Below are 13,514 nucleotides of genomic sequence, written 5' to 3'. Positions count from 1 at the left end.
TTTAAGAATGAAAGACTACGGGCACGGCTTGATGGGCTTCGGGCACTCCAGGCCGGGCCCGGGGTAGCAGCACAGGTCGTCCTGGTCACGCGGCAACACGTTCCAGCGGGGCCGCGCGGGGCCCACGTGCTTCAGGTGTCCCACGACGTCGAAGGTGGCCGCGCGCATCTGCTTGCACTGGAGGGCCTTCGCCGCGTCGGCGTCGGTTTCGCTGCAGTCCGGGTTCAGGTCCGGCACCGCGTCCTTGAGCTGCAGGCTGATGCGGGTGCGCGAATCCGGAGCGAACTGGCAGGTGCCATTGGCGGTGGCCGTGGCATCCCGCACCACCGCGACCGTCGTCTCGTTGCCCTTGAGGGTGTACTCCAGGGGCACGTTGGCCGCGAGCAGCATGTCACCCGCCGCCGCCGTCACGCCGTCGGGGCCGAAGCGCACGCGCACCGGCTGATCACAGACGAGGTTGAGCCGGGCGCCCGGGCTCAGGAGCTTGTTGGAGTTGACGGAGGTGGTGCCCGCGGTCAGCTTCGTGATGCGGCCGGGCACGGACGCGTCCAGGTTGGCGGAAGCCGGGCCCGTGGCGTTCATCTCCACCACGAACTGGCCGAAGTTCGTGTACGTCGTGCGCTCCGCGCAGATGGTCCCGGCGAAGTCGCCGATGCCCAGCGTGCAGTCGATGACGCACTTGCGCTCCGGAACGTCCGGATCATCCGGCGGCTCCTCGAAGCAGTTCGTCCACGAGCGCCCGGCGCCGCTGCCCACCGGGCAGAACATGGGCATGTCGTTGTTGCCGTTGGCGTCGCAGTTCTTGAACACGCGGGGGAACTTCACCCGGCGCAGCTTCACGAGCGACGACTCCAGGCTCTCCATCTTGAAGTTGCGGTAGCTGTAGCCGCACAGCAGGTCGTCCAGGTAGTTCGAACTGCTGAAGCCGCACAGCCGGCCGTTGATCTCCACCGGAGGCACCTGGTCCAGGTACTTGTTCCACTCGCTCTGGGGCAGCAGCCGGACGTTCTCCCGCAGCGTCCAGGCCGGGAAGCTCACCTGCGTGGTGCTGGTGAACTCCGCCACCGTGCCGGACAGCGTCCAGATGAGGTCGCCCGAGTCCAGGCCTTCCGGGAACTGGTAGTTGTAGACGTACAGGCTGTTGAATCGGCCCGGGTTGAAGCCATCCGGCTCCGGCGTCTGGATGTTCGCGCCGGTGACGTTCTTCTCCGGCACGCGGCAGGCGGTCATGTCCGTGACGTAGAAGCCACTGGAGTCCGTGCCCGTCACCAGCAGCTTCATCTGCTGGCCGTTGTTCGGATCCGACGGGTCGCAGTTCTGCACCAGCGGCTCACCGGCCTCCGGGTTGCGCCCGATGCGCAGGAACTGCTTCAGGAAGACGCTCGTCTCCAGGCCGCCTTGCGGCGTCTGGAGGCTGGCGATGCTGGGCTCCTCGAAGCGGATGGCGTTGGACAGGCCCGTGGAGAACGTGCGCGTGGCGGGCTCCTGGGGGACCTGGGTCAGGTCGCCCACGACGCCGCCATCCGAGTAGTCCAGGTCGAAGGGCTCGTCCTGCACCCAGACGTGCGTCTCGCCGTACAGGTGGGCCACGCGCACGCTGCCGGTGCCCTTGCCGTTGGTGAGCTGGGCCCAGCGCTTGCTGTAGTCGCCGGTGATGTCACCCGGGACGACGCGGAAGGAGACCGGTCCGTTGAGGGACGTCAGCTCCCCGCCGTTGCCGTCCAGCGCGGTGATGGCCAGGCCGATGTCGATGTCGCCCCGAGGCAGGCTGTAGAGGCACTCCGGCGTGCCGCGCACGGAGATGGGCACCGCCGCCTGGTCGTTGCCGTACCGGGCGGCGCAGGAGTTCACCACCGGCAGCAGCGCGGCGGACGAGTCGCCGGTGGTCACCGTCGTCACCTCCACGCGGAAGGAGGTGAGTCCGGTCGGCTCCTCGGACTGCTTGGTGTAGCAGCCGGCCGCGAGGGCCAGCGTGGTCATGAGCAAAAGTCGCTTCATTACTTCACCCTCCGCCCGATGCGGCCATCCTCGATGGCATTCGCGATGGGCATGGCAGTGGGCTTCTCACAGAACGAGCGCAGCTGGCTCGTCACGGTGCCGCAGGTGGGATTGGTCCCGGACAGCAGGTCGCGGCAGGTGCAGCGGCCGGTGTACGGACCCTGGGGCAGCGCGCACTGGGCCTGGATGGCTTCCGGCGTCAGGTCCGCCACGCCGCAGCGCTGCGAGGCATCCGCCGGCAGCTTGACGAGGTCCAGGCAGGAGCAGCTTCCAATCTTCTTGTTGAGCGCGTTCTCGAACTCCTGGGACACGCGGCAGGCGCCCAGCGTCTTCTCATCCACCGTCCACGTGCCGTTGACGAGCGAGCCGCAGCGCGTGCCGTTGCTGGACGTCGCGTTGCCGTCGAGCAGGTCCTTGCAGGAGCAGAAGCCCTGCATGTAGCCGATGAGCGAGTCGCGCAGGCTGATGCCCGTCTCGATGCGCGTGGTGTTGCGCTTGAGCACCGTGAAGCCGGAGCCGCCCTTGGCGATGTAGTCGTTCACCGCGATCTTGTACGTGCCGGTGGTGTCCAGGGGCTTGCCGTTGATCTCGATGTTCACGCCCGTGTGGGCCCAGCAGCGCGAGCCGCTGGTGTCCTCCAGGCACTGCCAGGGCGCGTGGCCCTCGCGGCCCGTCTGGGGGCAGTCCTGCGCCACCGTCTGCGGGGTGCAGGCGATGCGCAGGTCGTTGAGCTGCACCTGGGCGCAGTCCATGGTGAAGCGCGCGCCGGAGACCTGCGCCTGGCTCACGCACCCGCGCTCGGCGGAGCGCTCGGTGACGAAGTCGAACATCTCCTGCATCTCCACGCCGGACAGGTACATGATGTTGATGGTGTTCTCGAACGGGAACACGTTGAACATCGCCTCCTGCGTCACGACGCCCGCGTAGAGGTTGTCGCGGATGCCCAGCGAGTTCGTCAGCGCCATCTCCGCTTCCACGCGGTTGCGCTTGCGCATGGAGTCCGCGGCGATGTTGCCCAGCGGCGAGTCACCGCCGTTGGAGTTGTTGCGGCGCTGCACGTCGATGGGCGCGTAGGAGAAGATGGACGTCAGCTGCAGCTTGAAGTCCATGCCCAGCACGTACGGAATCAGCATGTCCGTGACGGCCGGATCCTCCTGCTTGCGGCACTCCTCGATGGCCTCGCGCACGCCCGGGCGCTGGATGAACTCGCCCGGATCCCAGAACTCGGCGTCGTCGAAGCGCAGCTTGCGCATCGCCTCGTTGCACCAGAGGCCGTCCACGGGGAACGCGCGGTAGTCCTGGCTGATGACCTCGCCGCCCTCGTCGGCGCCCTCTTGCTGGGGCATCTTCACGACCAGCTCCAGGCGGCCCACGTACTTGGCGAACGCGCCCGAGTGCGCCAGCACCACCTTGCGGCCGCTGGGGTCGGTGACGAGCTGCGGGGGGTTGAGCACCACGTGCAGGTGGCCGCCCAGCACCACGTCCATGCCGTTGACGCCCGCGATGTGCACGCGGACCACCGACTTGTCGTCGCCCTCCGGACCGAACCACTCCAGCACCGTCCACGCGTCCTTCGCGCGGTTCACGAAGGGCTTCGCGCGGCCGTACTCATAGAAGGCCTCGTAGCCCTGGATGAGGTCCTGGTCCTCGGTGAGGCCCAGGTGGCTGACGATGACGATGAGGTCCGTCACCGGGCGCAACAGCTCCACGTAGGCGCGCGCGGCCTCGTTCTGCTCCAGCGGGGTGACCTGCAGGCTGTTGCCACCCTCCACGATGGAGTTGAGCGAGGAGATGTTGGCCATGCCGATGACGCCCACGCGCAGCCCCTTCACCGTCTTGATGCTGTAGGGGGCGGTCACCATCGCGGTGCCGTTGCTGCCCGCGGCCTTCGGATCATCCCAGAGGTAGTTGGCGGCCAGGAGCGGGAAGTTGGCGAAGTTGCGCGCCTTCTGCGTGAAGTTGAGCGCGCCGGCGTCGAACTCGTGGTTGCCCACCACGGCGCCGTCCAGACGGACCTCGGACAGGAAGCGGAACTCCGCCTCGCCCGTGTTCACGTTGAAGATGGGGGCGCCCTGGAAGCAGTCGCCGGAGTCCAGGTGCAGCACGCGGTCGCCGCGCTTGCGCTCGCGCTTGAGGATGGACGCCATGCGCGTCGCGCCACCGAAGGGACCGGCCTCCGGAATGAGCTCCAGGTCCTGGTCCGTCTTCAGGGGGGTGAAGTCGTACGGGACGAGCCGCGAGTGGATGTCAGAGGTATGAAGGAGGGTAAGACGCACCTCTTGACCTTCGAGGTGGTAATCCTGGCCTTCCAGCACAGGCATGCACGAGGCGAGGGCCAGGGCGCAGGCACAGAAGAGGCCGAGCAGTGCGCGACACATTCGTGGCGGATCCGTGATTCAAGAGAGTGACGACTTGAGGACGGCGCAACCTACGGGATCAAGGGTGCACGGGCAAGCAACGCCACCGTGGCACCTCCACCTACCAGGGCAGCAGGAGAGCAGGCAGACATGCGTCCCAGCAGTTCCAATGTGACTGACATCGAGATCATCGAGGATTTCTCCGCCACGGCGCGTTGTGACGAGGGTTTCCTCCGAGTGCGGCGTCTGCGGTGCCGCAACCGGCGCGCGGACGGTTCGTCCTCGTCGGTGTACCGGGTGGATGTGGTGGACCGTCCCCGGTTGGACGCGGTGTCGGTGCTCGTCTACCGCCGCGCGTCAGATGGAAACGTGGAAGTCCTGACGCGCTTGAACCTGCGGCCGGCGGCGTACTTCCGACGCGAGCAGACGTCGTCCATGACGGTGCCGGACCCGGTGAGCTACCTGCGCGTGGAGGAGATCGTCGCGGGCCTGCTGGAGCCTTCCGACAAGGGCGAGGAGGGGCTTCGCCGCCGCGCGGCGGAAGAGGTGAAGGAGGAGGCGGGCTACGCGGTGCGGCCGGAGGACATCCAACTCTTGGGCGGCGCGTTCTTCCTCGCGCCGGGCATCCTGTCGGAGAAGGTCTTCCCGGCGGCGGTGGACGTCACGGGCGTGGAGCAGGGCGAGGTCGAGGGCGATGGCTCACCTCTAGAGGAGGGCATCCACCTGCAGTGGCGCCCGGTGGCGGCGGTGCTGGAGGCGTGCCGGCGCGGCGACATCGCGGATGCGAAGACGGAGGTCTCCCTGACGCGGCTGCTCGCCCGGCTGGGCTGATGCGCCGGGGCAGGTGACGCGCCGGATGCGGCTTGCTGCTTTCCGGGGCGCGGACGGACGGGGTAGGGTGCTCCCCGTCCATTCCCCTCCGCAGGCGAGGTTCGTCGCATGTCGTCGCTGCCCCCGTGGCTGACCCAGCTGTTGCCCATCGTCATCCTGCTCGGGGCCATTGGCCTGGTGCTCTCGCGGCTGCCTCGCGTCGAGCTGGGCCACACCGACGCGTTCCGCCGCCGCCGCTTCTTCAACTGGTTCCCGCTGGGGCTCACGTACGCGTTCCTCTACATGGGGCGCTACAACCTCAACGTGGCGACCAGCGCCATGGGACAGCAGACGTCCAACGCGGACTTCGCGACCATCTTCTTCTGGGGGACGCTCACCTACGGCGTGGCCTTCCTGATCAACGGCCCGCTGACGGACAAGCTGGGGGGGCGCTTCACCATCCTCCTGTCCGCGGCGGGCTCCGCGGCGGCGAACGTGGCCATGGGCGGCGTCGTCTACGCGGTGCTGAAGAATGGCTGGGTGCCGCCGGGCGGCGTCGTCGCGTGGCTTGCGTTCCTCTACAGCGTCAACATGTACTTCCAGAGCTTCGGCGCGGTCTCCATCGTCAAGGTGAACGCGTCCTGGTTCCACGTGCGCGAGCGCGGCCAGTTGGGCGGCGTGTTCGGCATCCTCATCTCGCTGGGCCTGTACTTCGCGTTCGACTGGTGCCGCTTCATCGCGGACGCGGCGCCCGTGTGGTGGGTGTTCTTCGTGCCCGCCGGGATGCTCGTGGCCTTCCTGGTGCTGGACTCGTTCGTCATCCGCGACACGCCCTCCCAGACAGGCCACCCGGACTTCGACACGCAGGATGCGTCCAGCGGTGACACGGGGCCCGCGCCTTCCGTGCCGGAGCTCTTCAAGAAGCTCTTGAGCAACCGCGTCATCCTCATCATCCTGGGCGTGGAGTTCTGCAGCGGCTTCCTGCGCAACGCGGTGATGCAGTGGTACCCCAAGTACGCCAAGGCGGTGGGCGAGGGCGGCGCGTTCGTCGCGTCCAACTGGGGCATGCTGTCGTGCGTCGCCGGCATCCTGGGCGGCATGTTCGCGGGCGTCATCAGCGACCGCATCTTCGACTCGCGCCGGGGGCCCGTCTCCACGGTGCTCTACGCGGGCCTGCTCCTGGGCGCGGTGGGCGCGGTGTTCCTGATTGGCACGCCGGGCGCGGGCTGGTCCGTGGTCTTCATGTCCCTGTGCGTCATCGGCGTGCACGGCATGCTGTCCGGCACGGCGACCATGGACTTCGGCGGCAAGAAGAACGCGGGCGTCGTGGTGGGCATCATCGACGGCGCGGTGTACGCGGGCACGGCCATCCACGCGCTCGTCTACGGGCGCATCCTGCCCACGGGCGACGCGATGAAGGACCCGGCCAACTGGCGCCCCTGGCCCCTGGCCATGCTGCCCCTGGCGGTGGTGGGCCTGGTGCTGGCCTCGCGGGTGTGGAACGCGAAGCCGCAGCCCAAGGCCGCGCCGCTGCCCGTGGGCGACGTCGTCCCGGGGGCCGTGCCGGGCGGATCCTCTCGTACGGGCACCAACGGTTGAAGCACCCAGGGCTTCCGGGGTGTGCCGCCCCGGACGCTCCGTCACCCCATCGGAGGGGGTGGCTCCCGTGTGACAGGCCTGTGACGTAAAGTGCTGCTTGTGTCCCAGGCCCCCGAAGCGCTCCACAGCCGGTTCGACGTCCACGATCGCAAGCAGTTCGAGATCAAGCTCGAGTACCAGCCCACGGGCGCGGACGAGACGCGCTACCTCGTGGAGGCCTATCTCTTCCTGCCGTCGAGTCTGAACATCGACTCGGAGACGTACCCGCGCGCGGACTTCTACGCGGACATCCACAACTACGTGCGCTTCAAGACGCCGGTGATGGGGCTGTCGGAGATCCTCTCGTCGGAAGGGTCGCCGCTCCTGAAGCTGGAGGCGTGGCTGCGCACGGGGCTGGCGCCGGAGGCGGACGTCGTCTACCAGGCGAAGCTCTTGTCGTGCGTCCTGCGGGGCGCGCTGCGCCGGTTCGCCACCACGGTGGAGACGCGCTGCGAGGCGAAGACGGGCGAGGCGGCGCGCGCGGACCTGGAGATGGTGGTGCGCTCGGCGGGGGAGTGCGTGCCGGCGGTGCTGGAGCGCTTCCGCGTGTGGCTGCGCGCGACGGGCGAGTCGAAGCTGCAGGAGAAGACGCGCGCGTCGCTGCGGCTGGTGGACGAGTACGTCAGCCTGCTGGTGGAGCAGTTCTTCCGCCGCGCGGTGGCGGACATGGACGCGCTGCCGCGCACCGGGCCGTGGCTGCCCCTGCGAAAAGGGCTGATGCAGGCGGTGCTGCGCGAGGAGTCCTATCGCAAGGAGCACCGGCTGCGCAGCGTCCTCAGTCCCACCGGGGACAACGAGGAGTACATGCAGCGGCTGGGCTTCCTGAAGAAGTTCTGCATGAACGTGCTCTTCCTGTCCTCGCGTCGGCGCCAGCGCCGGCAGGGCTGGGAGGAGGTGCTGTTCGCCATCGCGGCGGGCGTGGCCATGGCCTTCGCCACGTCGGTGGCGCTCTGGGCGCAGGTGCGCTTCACGCAGGTGAGCCTCAACTTCTTCCTGGTGGCCGTGGTCGGCTACATGATGAAGGACCGCATCAAGGAAGGCCTGCGGCGCATGTTCAGCCGCTTCGCCGCCACGCACCTGTACGACCGCACCACGGACCTGGTGGACCCCGTCACGGCGCGCGCCATCGGCATCTGCGAGGAGCGGGTGGACTACGGCGCGGCGGTGAAGGTGCCCGCCGGGGTGTCCGCCCTGCGGCTGCACGACGACTTCCTCACCGTGTCCCAGGGGGAGCTGTCCGAAGCGGTCATCCGCTACCAGAAGCGCATCGTGCTGGACGCGCGCCTGCTGCCCCGCTCCGAGCGCGGCCTCACCGGCGTCACCGACATCCTCCGCCTCAACGTCGGGCGCTTCCTGCGCGACATGGACGAGCCGGAGTTCGCGCTGGAGTACGTGGACCTGGAGGACTTCTCCGTGGGCCACATCCGGGGCGCGAAGCGCTACCCGGTGGACCTGGTGTTCCGCTTCACCGTGCTGGAGGCGGGCAGTCGCAAGGAGTCCGCGCAGCTGGTCCGGCTGGTGTTGGATCGCAACGGCATCCAGCGGATGCAGAACTTCCCGCAGCCCGTGGCGGCCCCGGAGGCCGCAGGGACCGTGCCCCTCCAGCCAGCCGCCCTGCGCGCCGGCGCGTGATTTGAGCACCAGCCCCGCGCCGGGGGCATGTATCTTCCGGCGTCCATGGCATTTGAAGACCTCAAGCAACGCGTGCGGCCGGACTGGCGCGACACGCTCAAGGGCATCCTGGCGAGGGCCCGCTCGCTCGGCCCCCAGGCCGTGCTCGCGTTCGACCTGGACTCCACGCTCTTCGACAACCGGCCCCGTCAGGCGCGCATCCTGCGCGAGTACGGCGACGCGCGGGCCCTGGGCCTGCTCTCCGCGTGCGAACCCCACCACTGGGAGACGGGCTGGGACATGCGCGCCGCCATGCGGGCGTGCGGCCTGGGTGACGCGGACGTGGAGCAGCTCTTCGCGGACGCGAGGGCCTTCTGGCAGGAGCGCTTCTTCACCAGCGCCTACTGCGTGTCCGACGAGGCCATCGAAGGGGCCGGGGCCTTCATGCAGGCGGTGGCCGCCACGGGCGCCCAGGTCGTCTACCTGACGGGCCGCCACGAGGCCATGCGCGAGGGCACCATCGCGTGCCTGGCGCGCTGTGGAATGGTGACGCCCCCCGGTGAGGGCGGGCGCGTGCACCTGGTGATGAAGCCCACGCTCAAGGAGGACGACGACGCCTTCAAGCGCGAAGCGCACGCGCGCCTGGGCCGCATGGGCACGGTGCTGGCCGCGTTCGACAACGAGCCCACCCACGCCAATGACTACCGCCAGCGCTTCCCGGAGGCGACGGTCATCCACCTGGCCACGGATCATTCCGGCCGGGCTGTGGAATTGCTGGAGGGCATCGTGTCGGTGCCCCACTTTGCCCTGGAGGACGTGACGCACCGCGCCTGAAAGAAGGCGCGGCGGAGGGTGGTTCTGAAAGGCTTTGGAAGTCCCTTGGCCGCGCGCTAAGAGGCGCACGGCGTTGCCGCCCTTCCCCCTTGGGTCCACAGGGGCGGCCCAGACGGAGGCATGCCGCGGTGGCCAGCGCGTACTCGAAGGACCTGTTGTTGACGATGTACCGGAAGATGTACCTCCTCCGTCGCTTCGAAGAGCGCGCGGGCCAGCAGTACACGCTGGGGAAGATCGCCGGTTTCTGCCACCTGTACATCGGGCAGGAAGCCGTGGCGGTCGGCTGCAACGAGGCCATCCGTCCGGATGACTACATGCTGTCCGCCTACCGCGACCACGGGCAGCCGCTCGCCCGCGGCAGCGACGCCGGGATGATCATGGCGGAGCTGTTCGGCCGGGGTTCCGGCTACAGCAAGGGCAAGGGCGGCTCGATGCACATCTTCGACATCGAGCACCACTTCTACGGGGGCTACGGCATCGTCGGCGGGCAGATTCCGCTCGCGGCCGGCATGGCCTTCGCGGCGCGCTACCGCAACGAGGACCGCGTCACGGTGTGCTTCTTCGGGGACGCGGCCGCGAACCAGGGCGCGTTCCACGAAACCTTCAACATGGCGCAGAAGTGGAAGCTGCCGGTCATCTACATCTGCGAGAACAACCGCTACGGCATGGGCACGGCCATCGCGCGCACGTCGGCGGTGCCGGAGATCCACAAGCGCGCCTCCGCGTACGGCATGCGGGGCGAGGCCGTGGACGGCATGGACGCCCTCAAGATGTACGAGGCGGTGAAGGACGCGGCGGCGTACTGCCGCGCGGGCAAGGGTCCCGTGCTGATGGAGGCGAACACGTACCGCTTCCGTGGCCACTCGATGGCGGACCCGGCCAACTACCGCTCCAAGCAGGAGGTGGAGGACGAGCGCCGCAATGACCCCATCCCCAAGCTGCGCGAGTACGCGCTGAAGCAGGGCTTCGGGCTGACGGACGCGGACTTCGAATCCATCGAGGAGGAGGAGAAGCGCACGGTGGACGCGGCGGTGAAGTTCGCCGACGAGTCGCCCGAGCCCAGCGTGGAAGAGCTGTGGCGCGACACCATCGTGGAGCCGGGTGAGGAGGACGTGCGCCCGCGCGAGCGCGTGCTGGGCGTGAAGGTCACCAACTGGCCGAAGTACCCCTCCGGTCAGGAGCTGAAGGTGACGTGGGACCTGGAGCCTCGCGCAGAGGCCGAGGCGGCTGACAAGAAGGCGGGCCTGAGCCGCTAGCGCTCGGGTCCATCCCCCCAGGCACAACCCTTTCGAGTTCGGAGCCGACGATGCCCGAGTTGATGTATCGCGAAGCGTTGAACCAGGCGCTCGCCGAGGAGATGGAGCGCGACGCCAATGTGTTCCTCATTGGCGAGGAAGTGGGTCGCTACAACGGCGCCTTCAAGGTGTCCCAGGGCCTGCTGGACAAGTTTGGCAGCGCGCGCATCATCGACGCGCCCATCAGCGAGCTGGGCTTCACCGGCCTGAGCGTGGGCGCCGCCGCCGTGGGCCTGCGCCCGGTGGTGGAGATGATGACCTGGAACTTCGCCATCCTGGCGATGGACCAGATCGTCAACAACGCGGCCAAGCTGCGCCACATGAGCGGCGGCCAGTTGCGCTGCCCCATCGTGTTCCGCGGCCCGGGCGGCGCGGGCGGCCGTCTGTCCAGCCAGCACAGCCAGTCGCTGGAGGCCAACTACGCGCACTTCCCCGGCCTGAAGGTCATCGCGCCGGCGACGCCCGCGGATGCCAAGGGCATGCTCAAGAGCGCCATCCGGGACGAGAACCCGGTCATCATGTTCGAGGGCGAGCGGCTCTACGCGCTCAAGGGCGAGGTGCCGGAGGGTGAGCACATCGTCCCGCTGGGTGTCGCGGACGTGAAGCGTGAGGGCACCGACGTCACGCTGATCACCTGGAGCCGGATGTACTACTTCTGCATGGAGGCCGCGGAGGCCCTGGAGAAGGAAGGCATCAGCGTGGAGGTGTTGGATCTGCGCACCCTGCGTCCGCTGGACGAGGAGGCCATCCTCAAGAGCGTGCGCAAGACGAACCGCGCGGTCATCTGCGAGGAGGGCTGGGCGCTGGCCGGCATTGGCGCGTCCGTGGTGGACCTCATCCAGTCCCAGGCGTTCGACGAGCTGGACGCGCCGGTCGTGCGCGTCACCGGGCTCGATGTGAACATGTCGTACGCGGCGAATCTGGAGAACGCGACCCAGCCGGACGCGCCCAAGATCATCGCCGCCATCAAGAAGGTCCTGTACCGCGAGGGAGCCTGAGCGATGGCGACGCCCATCCAGATGCCCAGCCTGTCCCCGACGATGAAGGAGGGGAAGATCGTCAAGTGGCTGAAGAAGGTCGGCGACAAGATCGCCTCCGGAGACGCCATCGCCGAGGTGGAGACGGACAAGTCCAACCTCGAGGTGGAGGCGTACGACGACGGCTTCCTGTTGGAGATCTCCGTGCCCGAGGGCGAGGTCGCGACGGTGGGGGCTCCCATCGGCTACCTCGGCGCCAAGGGCGAGAAGGTCTCCGGCGGAGCCGCCGCTCCCGCCGCCGCGCCCCAGAAGACCGAAGCCCCGAAGGCCGCGGCCCCGTCCGCGCCCAAGGCGGAAGCTCCCGCCGCGAAGCCTCCGGCGCAGGCCCCCGCCGCCACGGGCTCCGGTGAGGGCATCGCCATCCTGATGCCGTCGCTCTCCCCGACGATGAAGGAGGGGAAGATCATCAAGTGGCTGAAGAAGGCCGGCGACAAGGTCTCCTCTGGAGACGCCATCGCCGAGGTGGAGACGGACAAGTCCAACCTCGAGGTGGAGGCGTACGACGACGGCACGCTCGCGCGCATCGTCGTGAACGAGGGCGACATGGCCACCGTCGGTGCGCCCATCGCGTTCCTCACGCCCAAGGGCGCCAAGGCCGGGGCCACCGCTCCGGCGGCCGCGCCCAAGGCTCCGGCCCCCCAGCAGGCTCCCGCCGCCGCGGCTCCGTCCGCGCCCGCCGGGGCCCAGGTCGTTCCCCTCCGCCGTGAGGCCGCTCCGGCCGCGAGCGGTGGTGGCCGGCTTCGCGCCAGTCCCCTGGCGAAGCGGATCGCGCAGGAGCGCGGTCTGGACCTGGCGCAGGTGCGTGGCACCGGGCCGCTCGGGCGCGTGGTGAAGCGCGACGTCGAGCAGGCGCTGGGCCAGGGTCTGGCGAAGGCTCCCGCGCAGGCGGCGGCGCCCCAGGCGAAGAAGGCCGGTGCGCAGCCCGAGGCCCGCGCCTTCGGCACGCGTCCGGAGCCGCAGGCCGTGCCCATGTCCTCCATGCGCAAGGTGATTGGCCAGCGCATGTCGGAGGTGAAGCCCGGCGTGCCTCACTTCTATCTCACCGTCGAGGTGGAGATGGAGGCCGCGGTGAAGATCCGCGAGGAGGCCAAGGCGCTGGACGTGAAGGTGTCCGTCAACGACATCATCGTGAAGGCGGCGGCCATCGCGCTGCGCCGCTCTCCGAAGATGAACGTGTCGCTCCAGGGCGACCAGGTGCTGCACTACGGCACCGTGGACGTGGGCATCGCGGTGGCCATCGAGGACGGCCTCATCACGCCCATCATCCGCGACGCGGACCTGAAGGGCCTGCAGACCATCTCCGCCGAGTCCCGCGACATGGCGGAGCGCGCCCGCAAGCGCGCCCTGAAGCCCGCCGAGTACACCGGCGGGTCGCTCACGGTGAGCAACCTGGGCATGTACGGCATCGACCAGTTCATCGCCGTCATCAACCCGCCCCAGTCCGCCATCCTCGCGGTGGGCGCGGTGGCCGAGAAGGCCGTGGCGCGTGACGGACAGGTCGTGGTCCGCAAGGTGATGACGGTGACGCTGTCGGGTGACCACCGCGTCATCGACGGGGCCACCGGCGCGGAGTACCTGCGCGAGCTGAAGGGCCTCCTGGAGCACCCCACGCGGCTGTTGTTCTAAGCGGTCGAGCGGCCCGCCCGCCCTTTGCCCCCGTGCATGACGCACGGGGGCAGGGGAGGGCGCCGGCTACTCCCGCGTCTTCGCGTCCGACTCGACGTCGTCTTCCAGCTTGCGCTGCTCGTCGGTGATGCTGGACTGCTCCGCCCGCTTCGTGTCGGTGTCCAGCTCCTCCTCGTGGTCCTTGGAGCGGCCCTGGATGCCGGGCCACGGCTCCGGCCGGGTCGCCTGGACGTGCTTCACGGGCTTCGCGTCGGAATGCTTCTTGTCCGCCATGTGTGCGTTCCTCCCCCCAGGTCGGGGTGTGGGTG

General features: G+C 68.8%; 10 protein-coding genes. 7 read left to right on the top strand and 3 right to left on the bottom strand.

What is annotated here, in order from left to right:
* Window positions 1-15: 15 nt before the first annotated feature.
* Together D7Y13_RS12940 and D7Y13_RS12935 are read right to left on the bottom strand one after the other, a co-directional pair.
* Window positions 16-1,998, bottom strand: coding sequence for a single stranded DNA-binding domain-containing protein (locus D7Y13_RS12940; RefSeq protein WP_120582752.1), 1,983 nt, complete (start codon window positions 1,996-1,998; stop codon window positions 16-18).
* Window positions 1,998-4,274 (bottom strand): bifunctional metallophosphatase/5'-nucleotidase, encoded by a 2,277-nt coding sequence (locus tag D7Y13_RS12935; protein ID WP_279637089.1) that lies wholly within the window; start codon window positions 4,272-4,274, stop codon window positions 1,998-2,000. Before D7Y13_RS12935 ends, D7Y13_RS12940 begins: the two co-directional genes overlap by 1 nt.
* Window positions 4,275-4,505: 231 nt before the next feature.
* On the opposite strand from D7Y13_RS12935, the gene D7Y13_RS12930 reads away from it, so the two are divergent.
* The 7 genes from D7Y13_RS12930 to D7Y13_RS12900 all read left to right on the top strand — a co-directional run bounded on the left by D7Y13_RS12930 (window position 4,506) and on the right by D7Y13_RS12900 (window position 13,206).
* Window positions 4,506-5,186, top strand: coding sequence for an NUDIX hydrolase (locus D7Y13_RS12930; RefSeq protein ID WP_120531805.1), 681 nt, complete (start codon window positions 4,506-4,508; stop codon window positions 5,184-5,186).
* A gap of 108 nt (window positions 5,187-5,294) precedes the next feature.
* Window positions 5,295-6,764 (top strand): MFS transporter, encoded by a 1,470-nt coding sequence (locus tag D7Y13_RS12925; RefSeq protein WP_120531806.1) that lies wholly within the window; start codon window positions 5,295-5,297, stop codon window positions 6,762-6,764.
* A 99-nt stretch (window positions 6,765-6,863) separates the two neighbouring features.
* Entirely contained in the window at window positions 6,864-8,435 is a 1,572-nt protein-coding gene (locus D7Y13_RS12920) for a hypothetical protein (RefSeq protein ID WP_120531834.1), read from the top strand.
* Between the two features lie 45 nt (window positions 8,436-8,480).
* Window positions 8,481-9,248, top strand: coding sequence for an HAD family hydrolase (locus D7Y13_RS12915; RefSeq protein WP_120582763.1), 768 nt, complete (start codon window positions 8,481-8,483; stop codon window positions 9,246-9,248).
* A 128-nt stretch (window positions 9,249-9,376) separates the two neighbouring features.
* The gene (pdhA, locus tag D7Y13_RS12910; protein WP_120531807.1) at window positions 9,377-10,504 is read left to right on the top strand and encodes a pyruvate dehydrogenase (acetyl-transferring) E1 component subunit alpha; all 1,128 of its coding nucleotides are present in this window, start codon (window positions 9,377-9,379) and stop codon (window positions 10,502-10,504) included.
* Between the two features lie 50 nt (window positions 10,505-10,554).
* Entirely contained in the window at window positions 10,555-11,541 is a 987-nt protein-coding gene (locus D7Y13_RS12905) for a pyruvate dehydrogenase complex E1 component subunit beta (protein WP_120531808.1), read from the top strand.
* A 3-nt stretch (window positions 11,542-11,544) separates the two neighbouring features.
* On the top strand, window positions 11,545-13,206 hold the full coding sequence (locus D7Y13_RS12900; protein WP_120582751.1) for a pyruvate dehydrogenase complex dihydrolipoamide acetyltransferase: 1,662 nt from the start codon (window positions 11,545-11,547) through the stop codon (window positions 13,204-13,206).
* Window positions 13,207-13,272: 66 nt separating this feature from the next.
* Here D7Y13_RS12900 and D7Y13_RS12895 read toward each other — a convergent pair whose 3' ends face one another.
* On the bottom strand, window positions 13,273-13,479 hold the full coding sequence (locus D7Y13_RS12895) for a hypothetical protein (protein WP_120531810.1): 207 nt from the start codon (window positions 13,477-13,479) through the stop codon (window positions 13,273-13,275).
* Window positions 13,480-13,514: the final 35 nt, after the last annotated feature.

The sequence above is a fragment of the Corallococcus praedator genome (assembly GCF_003612125.1).
Classification (GTDB): domain Bacteria; phylum Myxococcota; class Myxococcia; order Myxococcales; family Myxococcaceae; genus Corallococcus; species Corallococcus praedator.
This window is presented reverse-complemented; position numbering and strand designations above follow the sequence as displayed.